The organism is Lactobacillus amylolyticus DSM 11664 (assembly GCF_000178475.1).
GTDB lineage: Bacteria > Bacillota > Bacilli > Lactobacillales > Lactobacillaceae > Lactobacillus > Lactobacillus amylolyticus.
The window spans coordinates 28,586-46,494 of record NZ_ADNY01000013.1 but is presented as its reverse complement, the minus strand read 5'-3'; the positions used below and the strand labels follow the sequence as shown (position 1 = coordinate 46,494).

Annotated in this window: 18 protein-coding genes; 17 read left to right on the top strand and 1 reads right to left on the bottom strand. The window is 38.8% G+C overall.

Going from position 1 to position 17,909, the window contains the following annotated elements; translation table 11 throughout:
- Nucleotides 1-2 precede the first annotated feature (2 nt).
- From HMPREF0493_RS01670 to HMPREF0493_RS01645, 6 genes are read left to right on the top strand one after another with little or no spacing between them, the layout of a single operon-like run.
- On the top strand, nt 3-752 hold the full coding sequence (locus tag HMPREF0493_RS01670) for a Stp1/IreP family PP2C-type Ser/Thr phosphatase (protein WP_006351518.1): 750 nt from the start codon (nt 3-5) through the stop codon (nt 750-752).
- Nucleotides 749-2,734, top strand: a complete 1,986-nt coding sequence (pknB, locus tag HMPREF0493_RS01665) for a Stk1 family PASTA domain-containing Ser/Thr kinase (protein ID WP_006351517.1) — start codon at nt 749-751, stop codon at nt 2,732-2,734. Before HMPREF0493_RS01670 ends, pknB begins: the two co-directional genes overlap by 4 nt.
- Nucleotides 2,731-3,627 carry a ribosome small subunit-dependent GTPase A gene (rsgA, locus tag HMPREF0493_RS01660; RefSeq protein WP_006351516.1) on the top strand — a complete coding sequence of 299 codons (897 nt, stop codon included), beginning with the start codon at nt 2,731-2,733 and terminating at the stop codon, nt 3,625-3,627. The genes pknB and rsgA overlap by 4 nt, the downstream gene beginning before the upstream one ends.
- Nucleotides 3,628-3,638: 11 nt before the next feature.
- Nucleotides 3,639-4,289, top strand: coding sequence for a ribulose-phosphate 3-epimerase (gene rpe / locus HMPREF0493_RS01655; protein ID WP_040456941.1), 651 nt, complete (start codon nt 3,639-3,641; stop codon nt 4,287-4,289).
- The gene (locus tag HMPREF0493_RS01650; RefSeq protein ID WP_006351514.1) at nt 4,286-4,987 is read left to right on the top strand and encodes a thiamine diphosphokinase; all 702 of its coding nucleotides are present in this window, start codon (nt 4,286-4,288) and stop codon (nt 4,985-4,987) included. The genes rpe and HMPREF0493_RS01650 overlap by 4 nt, the downstream gene beginning before the upstream one ends.
- A gap of 47 nt (nt 4,988-5,034) precedes the next feature.
- Nucleotides 5,035-5,250, top strand: a complete 216-nt coding sequence (locus HMPREF0493_RS01645) for a hypothetical protein (protein WP_006351513.1) — start codon at nt 5,035-5,037, stop codon at nt 5,248-5,250.
- Between the two features lie 188 nt (nt 5,251-5,438).
- On the opposite strand, the gene rpmB is transcribed toward HMPREF0493_RS01645, so the two are convergent.
- Nucleotides 5,439-5,624 (bottom strand): 50S ribosomal protein L28, encoded by a 186-nt coding sequence (gene rpmB / locus HMPREF0493_RS01640; RefSeq protein WP_006351512.1) that lies wholly within the window; start codon nt 5,622-5,624, stop codon nt 5,439-5,441.
- 170 nt (nt 5,625-5,794) lie between these two features.
- On the opposite strand from rpmB, the gene HMPREF0493_RS01635 reads away from it, so the two are divergent.
- From HMPREF0493_RS01635 to rnc, 11 genes are all read left to right on the top strand, one after another.
- Nucleotides 5,795-6,157, top strand: coding sequence for an Asp23/Gls24 family envelope stress response protein (locus HMPREF0493_RS01635; protein WP_006351511.1), 363 nt, complete (start codon nt 5,795-5,797; stop codon nt 6,155-6,157).
- Nucleotides 6,158-6,178: 21 nt separating this feature from the next.
- Complete coding sequence (locus HMPREF0493_RS01630; RefSeq protein WP_006351510.1) at nt 6,179-7,837, top strand: DAK2 domain-containing protein; 1,659 nt, start codon at nt 6,179-6,181, stop codon at nt 7,835-7,837.
- A gap of 5 nt (nt 7,838-7,842) precedes the next feature.
- Entirely contained in the window at nt 7,843-9,882 is a 2,040-nt protein-coding gene (gene recG, locus HMPREF0493_RS01625; protein ID WP_006351509.1) for an ATP-dependent DNA helicase RecG, read from the top strand.
- Between the two features lie 18 nt (nt 9,883-9,900).
- The gene (gene plsX / locus HMPREF0493_RS01620; protein ID WP_006351508.1) at nt 9,901-10,902 is read left to right on the top strand and encodes a phosphate acyltransferase PlsX; all 1,002 of its coding nucleotides are present in this window, start codon (nt 9,901-9,903) and stop codon (nt 10,900-10,902) included.
- Nucleotides 10,903-10,941: 39 nt separating this feature from the next.
- Nucleotides 10,942-11,184: an acyl carrier protein gene (acpP, locus tag HMPREF0493_RS01615; RefSeq protein WP_040456874.1), complete on the top strand. Its 243-nt coding sequence runs from the start codon at nt 10,942-10,944 to the stop codon at nt 11,182-11,184.
- 136 nt (nt 11,185-11,320) lie between these two features.
- Complete coding sequence (locus HMPREF0493_RS01610; RefSeq protein ID WP_006351506.1) at nt 11,321-12,355, top strand: ABC transporter ATP-binding protein; 1,035 nt, start codon at nt 11,321-11,323, stop codon at nt 12,353-12,355.
- A gap of 3 nt (nt 12,356-12,358) precedes the next feature.
- A complete protein-coding gene (locus HMPREF0493_RS01605; RefSeq protein ID WP_006351505.1) occupies nt 12,359-13,324 on the top strand; it encodes an ATP-binding cassette domain-containing protein in 966 nt (321 codons plus the stop codon).
- 3 nt (nt 13,325-13,327) lie between these two features.
- Nucleotides 13,328-14,287 carry an oligopeptide ABC transporter permease gene (gene opp4B, locus HMPREF0493_RS01600; protein ID WP_006351504.1) on the top strand — a complete coding sequence of 320 codons (960 nt, stop codon included), beginning with the start codon at nt 13,328-13,330 and terminating at the stop codon, nt 14,285-14,287.
- A 12-nt stretch (nt 14,288-14,299) separates the two neighbouring features.
- Nucleotides 14,300-15,217 carry an ABC transporter permease gene (locus HMPREF0493_RS01595; RefSeq protein WP_006351503.1) on the top strand — a complete coding sequence of 306 codons (918 nt, stop codon included), beginning with the start codon at nt 14,300-14,302 and terminating at the stop codon, nt 15,215-15,217.
- Nucleotides 15,218-15,327: 110 nt separating this feature from the next.
- A complete protein-coding gene (locus HMPREF0493_RS01590) occupies nt 15,328-17,085 on the top strand; it encodes an oligopeptide ABC transporter substrate-binding protein (protein ID WP_006351502.1) in 1,758 nt (585 codons plus the stop codon).
- Between the two features lie 130 nt (nt 17,086-17,215).
- The gene (gene rnc / locus HMPREF0493_RS01585; protein WP_006351501.1) at nt 17,216-17,899 is read left to right on the top strand and encodes a ribonuclease III; all 684 of its coding nucleotides are present in this window, start codon (nt 17,216-17,218) and stop codon (nt 17,897-17,899) included.
- Nucleotides 17,900-17,909: the final 10 nt, after the last annotated feature.

Here is a 17,909-nt window from a genome sequence, read left to right as displayed (position 1 = left end):
TTTTGATTCAGACAGCTTATGCTTCAAGTATTGGTAGAATACGAAAAAGCAATCAAGATTTTGTACGAGTTTTTAAGAATAAAAGTGATATTACTTTAGCGATCGTTTGCGATGGCATGGGTGGTCATCAAGGTGGGGATGTAGCCTCGACGATGGCCGTTAGTCATTTGGGACATAATTTTCAGATGACTGATTTTACTACGCCCGCAATCGCCCATAAATGGCTTGAAGTTCAATTAAATTCAGAAAATGAAACGATTTTAAAGACCGCTGAGCGTTTTCCAGATTTAAATGGGATGGGTACTACTATTGTTTTGGCTTTTGCGTTTGCTGATAGTGCTTTAATCGCTCACTTGGGTGATTCACGGGCATACAGCTATGCTGATGGCAAGTTTATTCAATTGACCGAAGATCATTCCTTGGTCAACGAACTCGTTAAAATGGGTCAAATTACGAAGGAACAAGCTAAGCATCATCCGCAAAAGAATATTATTACTCAGGCTTTAGGCGTATCCAGCACGATTGATCCAGAATTTGACACGATTGAGCTGAATGAAAACGACACAATTTTGCTTTGCACGGATGGCTTGACCAATTCGTTGAGTGACCCTCAAATTCAGCAAATTTTGGCTACTAGGGATCTTTCTCTTAAAGATCGCTGCAATAAATTAGTCAATGAAGCAAATCGATTAGGCGGTGGTGACAATATCACTGTCTGTCTGGTTTGCAACAAGGAGGATGATAGCAAATGATCGATAAAGGTTATTTGCTAGGTGAACGTTACCGGATCATCGATACTCTTGGCGAAGGCGGAATGGCTAATGTATATTTAGCCAAAGATATTATTTTGCAACGCAAGGTCGCCGTTAAAGTTTTGCGTTTGGATTTGCAAAAAGAACCACAAACTGAAGCACGTTTTCAACGTGAAGCTTTAGCCACTAGTGAATTAAGCCATCCAAATATTGTATCTGTTCTCGATGTTGGCAATGATCAGGGTTTGCCATACATGGTCATGGAATATGTCGACGGCCCTGATTTAAAAGAATACATTCAAAAAAATTCCCCGCTGGATCTGCATGAAGTTATTAGAATCATGGATCAGATTTTGAGTGCAGTTGCTTTGGCTCACAAGCATAATATCATTCACCGTGATTTAAAGCCGCAAAATATCTTGATGGATAAACGCGGCAACGTGAAAATCGCAGACTTCGGAATTGCTGTAGCTTTGAATCAAAGTTCAGTTACTCAAACCAATTCGGTGATGGGATCAGTTCATTACACGTCTCCAGAGCAAACGCGCGGTGGATGGGTTACCAAGCAGTCAGATATTTATTCCTTAGGAATTATTTTATATGAATTAATTACCGGACATGTGCCGTTTAATGGTGATGCGCTGGTTGCGGTGGCGTTAAAGCATGCACAAGAACCGATTCCATCAATCAGAAAAAAGAATCCCGCTGTGCCGCAAGCCTTAGAAAATGTTGTCTTGAAAGCAACTGCAAAAGATCCACGCGACCGTTATGCATCTGCTCAAGAAATGAAAGCTGATCTTGATACAAGTTTAGACTTCAGTCGTAAAGACGAACCAATCTTTGTCCCTAATCATGGGATGAGCGATGATGAAACGATTATCCTTCCTGGCTTTAAGCCTCAAATTGATAAACAGCAGGATGAGGATAAAAAGACCGATGACCAAAAGCAAAAGGCAGAAACAAAACCTGGCTTTTTGCAAACGGTCAAAAAACACAAATGGTGGTTTATTTTTATTGGAATCGCCTCCTTTTTAATTATTTTTATCATGATTTTTGCACTTAGTGGCAAGAATGCTCAACAAAAAATTTATGTGCCTGATGTGACAAATGTCGCTGAAGGCAAAGCAAAAATCAAAATTGAAAATGCTGGCCTACGCGTTGGAACAGTGAAGAGACAACATTCTGACAGCATTGATGCTGGTAAAGTGATTGAAACAACTCCATCAGCAGGTGATTCAGTTGCTAAAGGCAAGAGCATCGACTTAATTGTTTCTAGTGGTGCAGGGATGGTCAAAGTACCTAATGTTGTAAATATGGATTACGACAAGGCTGCACAAAAACTAGAAAAATTGGGCTTTGATGTGATTCGAGAAAATCAATACTCTTCTGACGTAGACAGTGGCAATGTGATTTCACAGAGTGTTGCTGCAGGAGTTCAAGTAAAGCCAAAACAAACAACAATTACTTTATTTGTTTCTCAAGGAAAACTGCAAAAGCCGAAGAGCACGATGATTACGCTTAAGAATTTAAAGAACTATTCATTAACAAGTGCTCAGGATTATGCAAAGGATAATGGTCTTACCTTGCAAATAAATGAAGAATACTCCGATACTATTGATAAGGGCATGGTTATTTCTACGCAACCTGCTGCTGGAACTAAGGTGGAACGTGGTTCAACAGTCACAATCAAAGTATCAAAGGGTGCCAAAGAAAGTGAAGAAAAGACCGTAAATATTACTAAGAACTTCACGGTTGACTATGTTGCTCCGCAACCAAGCGATAGCAAAAGTCAAGAAAGCGAAGGCAACCATGTCCAGATTTATATTAAAGATGATGATCATTCGCTAGGCAATATTTATCGTGATCTTTACATTAAACATGATATGAGCTTTTCAATACCATTCTCACTTAAAGATGGTTCAGGCCAATTAAAAGTAATTCGGGATGGTAAAACAATTTTGAACGAAAAGGTAACTAAATGACACGATTAGCTAAAGGAACTGTAATTGGGCTAATTGCCGGTTATTACGACGTTGAAACAGATGAGGGCCTTATTAGAACACGTGCTCGTGGCGTTTTTCGTCAAAAAAAGCAAAAGCCCGCAGTAGGCGATCACGTTGAAATTCAAATAGATGATCAAGGTACCAGCTATTTGGTGAAAATTTTTCCAAGAATGAATCGAATTGGTCGCCCTGCAGTTGCCAATGTTAGTCACGTCTTGCTGGTTATTTCTGCTGTTCAACCAGATTTTTCCTTGCAGCTTTTAGATCGTTTTCTGACATTTTTTGCATGGCAAAAAGTTGCGGTTACGCTCTATTTGTCAAAGGCCGATTTATTAAAAAATAGTGCAAAATTAGAGCAAATTAAACAGGATTTAGCTTATTATCAAAAGATAGGCTATCCTGTCTATTTTGATGCGGAAACTTTGGCGAAAGAATTAAATCAAAAAATTGGCAAAGATCAAATTTGGACTTTGGCCGGTCAGTCCGGTGCAGGTAAGTCGACGCTGCTTAACAAATTAAAAAAGGATGCCAATCAAGAGACAGGCCAAATTTCGATGGTTTTAAATCGCGGAAAACATACGACAAGAAAAGTACAATTGTTTAAGCTGGGCAAAGGCTTTTTAGCTGATACGCCTGGCTTTTCGTCAATTGATTTAACGCCTATTAAGTTGGATCAACTAAAAAACTATTTTTTGGAATTTAAAAAGGCTAGTGCTCATTGCAAATTCAGAGGTTGTCTGCACTTAAAAGAGCCAAAATGCGAAGTTAAACGTCTGTTGGCCGAAAGTGAGATCATTCAAAGCCGTTATGACGATTATTTGGCAATGAGAAATGAAATTGAAGAAGGAAGAATACCAGAGTATTTGAAGTAATGGGAGATAAGATGTTGATTGCACCGTCAATTCTGAATGCAAATAATTTAACGCTAAAAGATGAAATCAAAAGAGCGACGAATGCAGGGATTACCCGTTTTCATATTGATATCATGGATGGTCATTTTGTCCCGAATCTGTCTTTTGGCCCGCAATTAGTTAGTGATTTTAAAACTGAATTTCCGATTACTGAAGCTGAAATTCACTTGATGAGTAATAACCCAAAGGTCTTGATTCCAGCTTTCGTAAAGGCCGGTGCAGATCTGCTTGAGTTTCATTATGAAGCAATGCAGCCAAATGAAGTGAAGTATTGGCTGGATTATCTCAAATCAAATGGGGTTAAGGCTGGTTTAGTTTTGAATCCTGATACGCCAATTCCAGTTGTAGAACAATTTAAGAATCAAATTGATCAGCTTTTGTTAATGACGGTTCATCCTGGCTTTGGCGGACAGAAGTTTTTGGAAAATTCAGCTTCCCGTATTAAAGAGGCAAGAGAATTGGTGGGCAAGGATATTGCAATTGAAGTCGATGGTGGCATTAATCAGCAAACTGCTAGAATTGCCAAGGACGCTGGTGCCAATGTCTTTGTAGCGGGCTCTTATCTTTTTGAAAAAGGCGATATTGCCAGTCAGATTGCCAAATTAACGCAAAGTCTATCATGAGAGCATACGCACTTTTAGGTGGCCCTGAAAATGTATGGCCTGCTGATATTCAAAAGCGATTAAATAAAGAAAAAAAGGTAGGCTCTTTGCTCATCGGTGTTGATCGGGGCAGTTTACTGCTGGAAGAGATGGGATTGGTTCCAGATTTGGCAATCGGTGATTTTGACTCTTTAAAACCCGAAGAATTATCAAAAATTGAAGCAAACGTACATGATATTCGCTATTCAAATCCTATAAAAGATTGGACAGATTCGGAATTGATGATCAGGGCGGCTTTTATTGATTATCACGTCGATCAGTTGACAATTTTAGGAGCAACGGGAGGCCGCATTGATCATTTCTTGGTCAATTTATTTATGCTGCTCAACCCAGCAGTCAGGTGTTATGCTGAAAAAATTTCTCTAGTTGATTGTCAGAACAAAATTATCTTTCTGGATCATGGTCAGCATCTTGTTCAGCAGCAAGGTGAGTACCCATATTTTGGCGTCGCTTGTTTAGAAAAAACAGAAAATTTGAATATTTTGGATGCCCGCTATGAATTGCATGGATTTTCGACAGCATATCCCCGCATTTTTGCCTCAAACGAATTTAAAAAAGGAAACAATCGGTTTCACCTAAATTTATCTTCTGGAATGGCTGCAGTAATTTTTTCAAAAGATATTAATCGATTTCATAACATTTATGACGAGAACGTGTAAAATATAGCTAACTACTATTTTCTAATTCAAGAAAGTATTATTAGGTTATGAAATACAATGATTTTGAAAAGCAAGTAGCAAGTTTTGAAAATGACCGTTACGAAGCTCGTCTTGACCGTGCAAAGAGAAATGTTGAAGATTACATGCACAAGAATCGTGTTCACATTTTCGATAAAAAGAAAAAGAAGGATGTTGCAGCAGTGCACGGTAGTGCAAGAGGGGGTTGTTTTCCAGGATTTGGGATTGCCAATCAAATTAAGTGAAATGATCAATGCCTATGCTTACACTCCACTTGATGAAAGAATGGCTAATGAAATTCCTGATGATGACAAGCATCACAATATTGCTCGTTAATGAAAAAAGAGATGCATAAAAATGCATCTCTTTTTAATTTGCTTCAAAATAAAAAATAAGCTTATCAGATCACTGATCCAATAGGCTTGAATGGTTATTAGGCACGAGTTACTTTACCAGACTTCAAAGTCTTAGTTGAAACCCAAACGCGCTTTGGTTTACCGTCAACAAGAATACGAACTCTTTGAAGGTTTGGCTTCCATGCACGACGAGCTGATCTCTTTGAGTGGGAACGTTTGTTACCAAAAGTAGTCTTCTTACCTGTTACAAAATCTTTTGCCATTTGCTAAACCTCCTTTAGCTGTGTTTTCATACTTAAATAAGATAGCATATTGTGAGCGTCAATTCAACTCCAAAAGTATTTTTTAATAAATTGATTTACTAAGCGTTTAACGTTTTACTATGATAAAATAAATACGTATATTAAGACAATAATAAAGATGGAGGAAGAAAATGGCTGTTAAGATCAAAACAAAAGATGGTTTGATTGATATTTCAAACGGAGTGATTGCAACTGTTGTTGGTGGTGCAGCTACCTCTAATTACGGCGTTGTAGGAATGGCTTCAAAGAACGCCATTCGTGACGGCTTTGACGGTATTCTTAATCGGGCTAACTATAAACGCGGTGTTGTTGTCAAGTCAGAAGATAATGAAATCACCGTTGATGTTTACATTATTGTTGGCTATGGCTTGAAGATTTCAGAAGTTAGTCGCAATGTTCAAGATAGTGTTAAATATAATTTGAAGAATCAACTTGGTTTTGACACTAAAGCAGTTAATGTCATCGTGCAAAGCGTTAAGGTACTTGACGAGTAACGCAAGCGGAGGTTATGAATTTTGGTTTTAAAAGAAATAGATAGTACACAATTTAGAGATATGGTTCGCGTGGCCACTCATCGAATGGGTAAAAATGCGGAATTTGTTAACTCATTGAACGTATTCCCAGTTCCAGATGGTGACACGGGTACCAACATGAATTTGACTATTGCAAGTGGAGCAAAAGCTGTCAGCGAAAATCCAAGTACCAATGTTAGTGATTTAACCGAAAGCTTAGCCAAAGGGATGCTGATGGGAGCTCGTGGCAACAGTGGGGTTATTACTTCACAACTATTTAGAGGCTTCTATAAAGCTACTCAAGGCATGAAAACTCTTAATGCGCAAGAATTGTCCAATGCTTTCACCAATGGTGTTACAACCGCTTATAAAGCAGTTATGAAGCCAGTAGAAGGTACTATTTTGACAGTTGCTCGCGTAGCAGCAGAAGAGGGTGCCACTAAGGCTAACGATACCGATGATGTTGAAGAAGTAATGAAGGCAGTTGTAGAAGGTGCTAAAAAGGCACTAAAGACTACACCAGATTTGCTTCCAATTTTGAAACAAGTTGGCGTTGTCGATTCAGGTGGTCAAGGGTTGCTCTTTATTTATGAAGGATTCCTTGAAGGAATTTTGGGCGAAAACTTTGCCGACCAATATCAACCAGATGCAGGTGAAATGGACGAAATGATTAACGCCATGCACCATCAATCTGTTCAAAGTCAATTGGCTACGCAAGATATCAAGAATGGCTATTGTACAGAAATCATGGTTGATTTAACTGCTGATGTTCCTAATAAGAAGCCATTTGACTTAGACGAATTCAGAAAGCATTTATCAGGTATTGGTGATTCCTTGCTGGCTGTTTCTGATGGTGACGTTGCCAAGGTTCACGTTCATACTGAACATCCAGGTGAAGTTTTCCAATATGGAAGTCAATTCGGCCAACTCGGCAAAATCAAGATTGACAACATGAGAATTCAACATGAAACCATTGTTGAAGGCGATGAAGATAAGCAAGAAAGCGTAGACTTTGCTGTTATTGCCGTAGCTTCTGGTAATGGTATTCGCAAACTCTTTGAAAGTGAAGGCGTTAACCGAATTATCTCTGGTGGACAAACAATGAATCCATCAACAGCTGATATTATCGATGCCATTAAGAAATCCGGCGCTAAGAAAGCAATCGTTCTGCCAAACAACGGCAATATTATTATGGCTGCTAAGCAAGCTGCAGAAGTTAGCGATATTCCAGTTGGCATTGTTCCAACTAAAACGATTTCACAAGGTTTAACTGCCATGCTTTCATTTGATCCTGATGCTTCAGTTGATGATAATGTTGAAGCAATGACTGAAGATTTGGATACAGTTGTTTCCGGTGAAGTAACCCAAGCAAACCGTGATACTACTATTAATGGTGTAGAAATTCATAAGAATGATTACTTAGGTATCGTTGATGGCGACATTAAGATCGATAATGCCGATTTAATCAAGGCAACTACTGAAATGGTCGAAAAGATGCTTGATGACGACACTGAAATTATCACAATTATGTACGGTCGTGATGCTAACAAGGAACAAGCTGAAAAAGTAGTATCAGCTTTGAAGGCCGAACATGATGATCTTGAATTTGAAATTCACGATGGTGGTCAACCAGTTTATAATTTCTTGATTTCAGCTGAATAATTAATATGAATGAAAATGCATTATTTGCTCCAGTAACAGATATAAAGGGTGTTGGAACAAAGACTGCAGCAAATTTAGGGAGCTTAGGTATCTATAGCATTTATGATTTGCTATTTTACTTTCCTTTTCGCTATGACGAATTGCAGACTTTACCGCTTGATCAAATCATGGATGGTCAGAAGGTATTGTTAAAGGGAATTGTAGCAACTGAGCCTTTTTTGACCCGCTTTGGCTACAAAAAGAGCCGTCTAAGCTTCAAATTAAGGATTGACCATGATATTGTCATGGTCAATTTTTTTAACCAGCCATGGCTTAAAAACAAGGTCGAGATTGGCAAAGAAGTTGCTGTATATGGCAAATATAATGTTGCTCGGCAGTCTTTATCAGCTTTCAAGTTTGTTGCTGAAAAGGAAAATGATAGTGGAATGGCGCCGATTTATCCTGTTAACAAGCATGTTAAGCAGAAAAAATTGGTAGGACTGATTAATTTTGCAATTGATAATTATCTTGATCAGGTTAAAGATATCATACCTGCAAAAGTAAGAGAAAAATATCGCTTGCTAACCGATCAAGAAATTATCAGTAAAATGCACCATCCTAAGAATGGTAATGAGGCACAACTTGCTAAACGTAGTGCAATTTTCCGTGAATTCTTTATTTTTCAGATGCAGCTGGCACTTTTGACCAGCCAAAGCAACGAACATAATACCGGTGAAGCCAAGAAGTATGATTTAAAGGCAATTGCCAAGTTAACGGCTTCCTTACCATTTGAGTTGTCGGCTGATCAAAAGCAGGCAGTGAATGAAATCTATGCTGATCTGTTTCAAAAACGTCAGATGCGGCGTCTTTTGCAAGGGGATGTTGGCTCAGGCAAAACGGTCGTCGCTGTTTATGCTATTTTTGCCGCAATTACGGCTGGTTATCAGGCAGCATTGATGGTACCGACTGAAATTTTAGCAACGCAGCACTTTAATAAAATCGATCAGCTGCTCAGACCATTAGGCGTAAGAGTTGCACTTTTAACGGGCAACACTAAAACATTGGAGCGACGTGAAATTTACCGTGAACTGACTGATGGCACAATTAACGTTGTCATTGGTACTCACGCCTTAATTCAGAAAAACGTCATTTTTAAGAATTTAGGGTTAGTCATTATCGATGAACAGCACCGCTTTGGCGTTGGGCAGCGGCAAGCTTTGATTAACAAAGGCGAATGTCCTGATATTTTGGCAATGACGGCAACGCCAATTCCGCGCACGCTTGCTCTAACTGTTTATGGGGAAATGTCCGTTTCCGAAATACGTCACTTGCCAGCTGGGCGGAAACCAATAATCTCTAGTTGGCAAACAAGCAGTCAAATGGATAGCGTTTATCGCTTGATGCGCGAGCAATTAGCGGCCGGTTTTCAAATTTATGCAGTAACGCCGCTGATCTCTGAATCTGAGACCTTGGATTTAAAAAATGCTGAAGAATTGCACCAAAAGCTCAGTCATGATTTTCCAGATCAAAACGTCGTCTTACTGCATGGCCAGATGCCAGGACCGAAAAAAGATGAAATTATGGCTGACTTTGCTGCGGGTGAAATTGATATTCTTGTTACAACTAGTGTCATTGAAGTTGGTGTCGATGTGGCTAATGCCAATATGATGGTAATTTATAATGCCGATCGTTTCGGCTTAAGTCAGCTTCACCAATTAAGAGGCCGAATTGGCCGTGGTCAGACGCAGAGCTATTGCGTTTTTGTGGCAGATCCAAAGACTGATTCTGGCAAAGCTAGAATGAAAATCATTGCTTCAACTAATGATGGCTTTAAACTAGCTGAAGAAGACCTTAAAATGCGCGGCGAAGGAGATCTGTTTGGCAAGGCTCAATCTGGTTTGCCGGAATTTAGAGTCGGCAATGTTGTTAATAACTACCAAACTTTAGTCGTCGCGCAAAAAGAAGCTAAAGCGCTAGTTCAAGCAGATCCAAAATTGACGGCCGCGGATCATCAAACATTAAAAGAAATTTTGCATTATAAAGACTTAGAACAAAATCGAGTTTAGGAAAGACGTGATTAATTAATGAAGAGAATCGCAATCGATGCTATGGGCGGCGAGAATGCGCCTAAGGCGATTATTGATGCCATTATTAAAGTTATACCTGAAATGCCTGATACTAAATTTATTTTATTTGGTGATAAGGAAAAGATTCGGCAGACTCTGCCAGCTGATCAAATTAATGATCAATTAGAAGTTGTGCCGACTAGTCAAATGATTAACGATGAAGATGAACCAGTTAAGGCCATCCGTACCAAAAAAGACTCTTCAATGGTTGTTGCTGCTAGATATGTTAAAGAAGGAAAAGCTGATGCATTGTTCTCAATGGGCAACACTGGTGCGCTTTTAGCTTGCGGCATCTTTATCATTGGCCGAATTAAAGGTATTGCTCGTCCAGGTCTTATGCCAACCTTGCCAGTACAAAATTCTGATAAGGGCTATAACTTAATCGATGTTGGTGCCAATGCCCAAACTAAGCCTGAATATATTTTGCAATGGGCTGAAATGGCAGCTTTTTATGCTGAAAAAATTCGCGGCATTGTACATCCTCGCGTTGCTTTGCTCAATAATGGTGCTGAAAGCGATAAGGGCGATAGCGTCCACCAAGAGGCCTATAAGTTGCTGCAGGATAGTGATTTGAACTTCATTGGCAATATTGAAGGCAACGAATTAATGACCGGCAAGACGGACGTTGCCGCGATGGATGGCTTTTCCGGCAATATTGCTTTAAAGAGTATTGAAGGCATGGCAAGCGTTCTGCTTCATTCATTAAAGGATAGTTTGCTAAATAATGGCTTAGTCACTAAGCTCGGTGCTTTAATGATTAAAAATGCCGTTTATGATTTAAAGAATAAATATGATACGGCGCGCTACGGTGGAGCAGTTTTGATGGGCGTAAACGCTCCAGTAGTCAAAACGCATGGTCGGTCAAATGAGCGTCCCATCTATTATACTTTGAAGCAAATTGGTAAGATATTAGATGAAAATTTAATTGGCGAAATTAAAGAAAAGTTTAGTCAAAAATAATTGTAAAAAATAAGCAAAAAATTAGAAAGCGTGTTAAAAGTGACAGAAGAAGAAATTTTTAATAAGATTAAAGACTTAATTACCGACAATTTTGAAATTGATCCGGCTAAGATCACGAAAAATACTAGTTTTACTGAAGATTTAGACGCCGACTCAATTGATTTGGTTGAATTTATCTTGCAGCTTGAAGATGAATTTGGCTCTGAAATTCCTGATGAAGATGCAGAAAAAATTAAAACTGTGGGTGACGCTGTAGCCTACATAAAAGCGCATCAAGCTTAATATTTTGAAAATATTTTTTGAAAAAAAGGCCGTTCTGGATTTGCATCAGAATGGCTTTGCGTTTATAATTAAAGAATAAATCAAAGAATTTAAGTACCTTTTAATAAAAGTACCGATTGAGATGGAGGAATGACCTTTGGAGAAGCAGAGCGATCTCTTATTAGATATTCAGCACCTGCACACGGCATACCGTCTGCAAGGTAAGTTTTATGATGCGGCTGACGATATCAACTTAACTTTAAAACGTAATGAAATTTTGGCCATTGTTGGTGAATCAGGCTGCGGTAAAAGCACAATTGCTTCAAGTATTATTGGCTTGTATGACCATAAGAATACACGAGTAACCGGGGACATTCTTTATAATGAATTAAACTTGGTTGGCTTGAACGAGCAGCTTTTTAATAAAATTCGTGGTGACAAGATCGGTATTATCTTCCAGGACCCATTAGCCAGTTTGAATCCGTTAATGCGTGTTGGTGACCAAGTTGCTGAAACACTTTACTACCATACTGATATGGATCAAAAAGCTCGTCATGCACGGGTTATTGAATTGTTTAATCAAGTAGGAATGCCAAAACCTGAAGAAATGTACACAATGTACCCACATGAATTATCAGGTGGTTTGCGTCAGCGTGTAGTTATTGCGATGGCAATTGCATGTAAGCCAGAAATCATTATTGCAGATGAACCAACTACTGCTTTGGATGTTACTATTCAGGCTCAAATTTTGGACTTGCTTGAAGATATTCAAAAGCAATCTGAATCTGGAATTATTTTGATTACGCACGACTTGGGTGTTGTTGCAGAAACTGCTGATGAAGTTGCAGTTATGTACGCTGGTCAAATCGTTGAAAAATCCGATGTTAAAACAATTTTTGAACATCCACTTCATCCATATACGCGTTCACTCTTGAACTCAATTCCGCAATCAGATGATGATCGTGCTGATTTACATGTTATTCATGGTACTGTTCCTTCATTAAAGAACATGCCAAGAACTGGTGACCGGTTTGCTTCAAGAATTCCTTGGATTCCTGCAAGTGCTCATGAAAAGAATCCACAAGTTCATGAAGTAGAACCAGGGCACTGGGTAAGATGTACCTGCTGGAAGACATTCCACTTCGAAGATGAAGATGCTAAAGATCAAGAAAAGACAGTAAGTGGGGAGTAATCTATGTCAAAAGAAATTATTCAAATTAGGGATTTAAAAGTTCACTACCCAGTTCGGTCGGGGTTCTGGAATCGGATTACCGATTATGTAAGAGCCGTTGATGGCATTAACTTAACCATTAATGAAGGTGAAACTTACGGCTTGATTGGTGAATCAGGTTCAGGCAAATCGACGACTGGTAAAGCAATTGTTGGGGTTGAAAAAGTTACGGCTGGTTCAATTATTTACAAAGGTAAAGACATTACCAAAGCTTCCAACCGTCGCCGGCTTAACTATAACAAGGATGTCCAAATGATCTTCCAGGATTCAATGTCAAGTTTGAACCCAAGAAAGAGAATTGAAGACATCATCGCTGAGCCGATCAGAAACTTTGAAAACTTAACAACTGATCAAGAACGTGACCGTGTTCAGGAACTGCTTGATATCGTAGGAATGCCTGGTGATGCAATTTATAAGTTCCCACACGAATTCTCAGGTGGTCAGCGGCAAAGAATCGGCGTTGCCCGTGCCGTTGCTACGAATCCGAAGTTGATTGTTGCCGACGAGCCAACCTCTGCGCTTGACTTGTCAGTTCAAGCTCAGGTTTTGAACTTCATGAAGCACATTCAACAACAATATGACATTGCTTATTTGTTTATTTCTCACGACTTAGGTGTTATTCGCCATATGTCCGAAAACATTGCGATCATGAACCGTGGTCGTTTGGTTGAAGTCGGTACTAAACAAGACATTTATAATAATCCAGTTCACATTTACACCAAGCGGTTATTAGCAGCTATTCCTAGAGTAGATGTTGAACACCGTGAAGAACACAAGAAACACCGTTTGGCCGTTGAAGCTGAATATCAAAACGACCAGAAGAAATGGTATGACAAAGATGGACGGGTATTCCCATTACAAAAGGTTTCCCCAACGCACTACGTTGCTGAACCTGCCTCAGAAGTTGCTAATTTGAAGGAGAGTAATTAAAAAATGTGGAAGACAGTTTTAAGACGTTTATTAATCATGATCCCCCAACTGATCGTTTTGAGTATTATCGTTTTCGCATTGGCTAAGATGATGCCTGGGGATCCTTTCACTGGTTTGGTTAATCCAAACACTGACCCAAAGGAAATTATTCGTTTAAAGCGTGAAGCCGGTTTGTATGATCCATTATGGGTTCAATACGGCAGATGGGTTAACAATTTGTTCCACGGTAACCTTGGGACGAGTTACATTCAGAAAGTTCCTGTAGCTTCTTTAATTGCTGACCGTGCCGTTAATACTTTCTGGCTTTCATTATTAACAGTTATCCTGACTTACCTTATTGCCGTACCAATGGGTATTGCCGCTGGTCGTTACGAAGGTAAATGGAAAGATATAGTTATTTCAGCCTTTAATTACATTACTTTTGCCATCCCAGGCTTCGTAATTTATATTTTAGGTTTATGGCTGTTTGGTTATGTTCTTGGCTGGTTCCCAATTTCAGGCTCAGTTTCCGGGAGTGCCTCGGGTTTCTGGGGTGTTTTAGGAAGTCGAATTTATCACATGATTTTACCAGCGGTTTTGGTTGCCATTATTTCAACGACTGGTATTGTTCAGTATTTGAAGATCGGAATTAGTGACAACAAAGTTGAAGATTATGTTAAAACTGCCCGTTCTAAAGGTGTTCCTGAAAAAGTCGTCTTCAACAAGCACATTTTAAGAAACTCATTATTGCCGATCGCTGCCTTCTTTGGTAACACCATTACTGGACTTCTGAGTGGATCTGTTATTATTGAAACGATCTTCAGTTATCCTGGTATGGGACAACTGTTTATGAACTCAGTCCAACAACGTGACTATACGACGTTAACTGCCTTAATTTTGATTTATGGTATTTTAACTTTGATTGGTAACTTGTTGTCCGATATCATCATGAGTATTGTTGACCCTAGAATTAGAATTCAGTAGAGGAGGAGAAAAATGGCTAAAAATAAATCTTTAAAAGATAAAAAGCAAAAAAAGGCTCAAAAAGAGACTCCTCCATCTGGTTTTAAGATCATTTGGCAGGAAATTTGGCGGACTCCTTCTGCCAGAATCGCATTCTTTATTGTTGTTGCTTGTTTGTTGTTCACTTTTGTTGGTTCATTATTCTTAAACAAGAGTCAAATTACTGCAACTGACATTATGTCTTCTTACGATAGCTGGGGCGTTGATGGTCACATCTTCGGTGCTGACCAAGGTGGACGTAATATTTTCAAACTGCTTATCATGGGTGGTCGTAACTCAATCATGATTGGTGTATCAGTTACCATCATTTCTTTGATTGTTGGTTTGTTTATCGGTTTACTGTCAGGTTATTATGGAGGTGTGATTGATAATATTGTCATGAGAATTGTTGATTTCATTCAGATCATGCCACAATTCCCAATTTTAATTGTTTTGGCTAGTGTTATTCCTAACTACAACGCCTTTACTTTAGTAGCCATGATTTCAATCTTTGGTTGGACCGGAGAAGCTAGATATTACAGAAGCTTTGTCTTGGCTCAAAGAGAGAGAGATTACGTTTTGGCTTCCAAGACATCGGGATCAAGCGATTGGAAAATTATGTATCGTGAAATCTTGCCCAATATTAGTTCTATGGTGATCATTGATGCTGTTTTAGGGGTTGCTGGTAACATTGGTATTGAAACCGGACTTTCCTTCATCGGTTACGGTTTGCCGACAACAACACCATCACTTGGTACTCTGATTGGTTATGCTAACGACCCAGTTAACGTAACTACGCGTCCATGGCTTTGGCTGCCAGCCGCTATCTTCTTGCTAGTAATCTCATTGAGTATTAACTATGTTGGTCTTGCTTTACGTAAAGCTGCTGATGCTCGTCAAAGAGAAAACTAACCTAAGAATTAATTAAAAATAAAAAAATATTTTAATTTTAGCTTAACATTTCGTTCATTCCATGCTACTATTTAATTATCAACTTGATCCAAATATGGAGGTTATATCAAATGAAAATTATGAAACTTTTAGGCTCAATCGGTTTGGTAGCCAGTGCTGCTTTAGCATTATCTGCTTGTGGCAACAAGAGCAATAATGCAAGTAACCAAAATGCTGCTAAAGAAAAGTTCCCAGAAGCTGTACCAACTAAACCAAAGAAGAACGGTGGTACATTAAAAGTAGCTATTGAAACTGATACTCCATTTAAGGGTATCTTTGAAGACACTTTATCAAATGATGCAATTGACTCAACAGTTGCTCAGTACGGTGATGAATCTTTGTTCCACTCAGACAAGAACTATAACATCGATAATAAAGGTGCATGTACTTTCAAGCTTAACTATAAAGCTAAGACTATCACCATTAAAATTAAAAAGGGTGTTAAATGGTCCGATGGTAAGAATGTTGTAGCTAAGGATATTGAATATCCATACGAAATCATGGCTTCACCAAAGAGTGGTTCAGCTCGTTACACTTCTTCAATTGCTGACATTAAAGGTATTGCAGCTTTCCGTGCTGGCAAGGCTAAGACTATTTCTGGTATTGAAATGCCTAATGGTGCAAATGGTAATACTGTAATTCTTCACTTTAACCAAATGCACCCAGGTATGAACATGATTGGTTCCGGTTACTTCTGGAAGTCAGCTGCTCCATATCACTACTTAAAGAATGTTCCAATGAGCAAGCTTGAATCTTCAGATCAAGTACGTAAGAGTCCTTTGTTCTTTGGCCCATACAAGATTTCTAAGATTGTTAGTGGTCAATCTGTAACTTGGGTTCCAAACAAGTACTACTGGAAGGGTAAGCCACACATCAGCAAGATTGTCGAATCAGTTATTTCAACTGACTCTGCTGCTCAAGCTATTAAATCACACAAGTTTGATATCATCGATGTTCCAAATACTCAATGGTCACAAGTTAAGAATACCAAGGGTTACCACTTTGTTGCTACTATTCCTTTGTCATACAACTACCTTGCCTTCAAGGTTGGTAAATACGACAAGAAGACTGGCAAGAATGTCATGAACAAGAACTCCAAGATGAATAACAAGGCTTTGCGTCAAGCTATTGCTTATGCAATGAACATTGACCAAGTTGAAAAGAAGTACACCGATGGCTTGACCTTCAGAGTTGATACTTTGATTCCTAAATCATTTGGTAAATACTACGACAGCAGTATAAAAGGTTACAACTACAACTTGAAGAAAGCTAACCAACTTCTTAACAAGGCTGGTTACAAGAAGAAGGGCACTTACCGTGTACAACCTAACGGCAAGCCATTGACTATTCACTTAGCAGCTATGAGTGGTTCTTCAGAACAAGAAGCTATCATTCAAAACTACATTCAACAATGGAAGAAGATTGGTTTGAATGTAAAGCTTACTACTGGTCGTTTGATTGAATTTAACTCATTCTACGACAAGATTGAAAACGATAGCCCAGATGTTGATATGTTCTTAGGTAGCTGGTCATTAGCTGCTGAACCATCTCAAGCTGACCTCTACGGTGAGACTGCTCCATTTAACTACAGTCGTTTCGTAACTAAGCGTAATACTCAACTTATTAACGAAATTGATAGCTCTAAAGCTATGAATGATAACTACCGTCGTAAGGTATTGTACGAATGGCAAAAGTACATGTTCAATGAAGCTTACGTTGTACCAACTACTAACTCCTACTCAATTACTGCTGTTAATAGTAAACTTACTGGTTACTCAGAAAAGAATGGTACTACTCTTGGCTGGAACGATGTTGCCTTCGTTAAATAAGCAAGTTTTTAAAAAAGTATTTTGCAATACTTTGCAAAATACTTTTTTTATAGCCTGGACTTTGATCCAGGCTATTTTTGTCTCTTCTTAAAACTGGTATAATCAATTAGTATGAAAGGGCAGAAACATCATGGTTAGCACAAAATTTCTTAAACAATTAAATGAAAAATATGGTATTAAATTTCACAATGAAAAGTTATTAGAAGAAGCATTCACCCATTCTTCTTACGCTAATGAACATCCAGAAGGCGTTCGGGATTATGAAAAGCTAGAGTTTTTAGGGGATGCGGTTCTTGAATTAGCCGTTTCAGATTATCTTTACCGTCATTATCCAAATTTAAATGAAGGTGAATTAACCAGAATGAGATCCAATATCGTGCGAACGGAAGGATTCTCAGAATTTGCGATCGAATGTGGTTTTCAAGATGAAATCAACTTGGGCAAAGGTGAAGAAAAGGCAGGAGCCCGTCATCGTAAAACCTTGCTTGAAGATGTCTTTGAGGCTTTCAACGGTGCACTTTATCTTGACCAAGGGATGAAGGCTGTTACGCATTTCCTTCATTTGACGGTTTATCCTTTAATCGATAAAGGTGAATTCGATGCATCACGTGACTACAAGACTGATTTGCAGGAATTATTGCAAAAAGATGGTCCAGTAAATATCGAATACGTTACTTTGAGTGAAAGTCAATTGCCATCGCATTTTGTTGTTGAATTAAAAATCAATGATCATGTTCAATCTCAAGGTGAAGGACATAATAAGAAGGCAGCTGAACAGCAGGCTGCCAAAAAAGCTTTGGATGAACTTGAATAGGAGGTAGAGG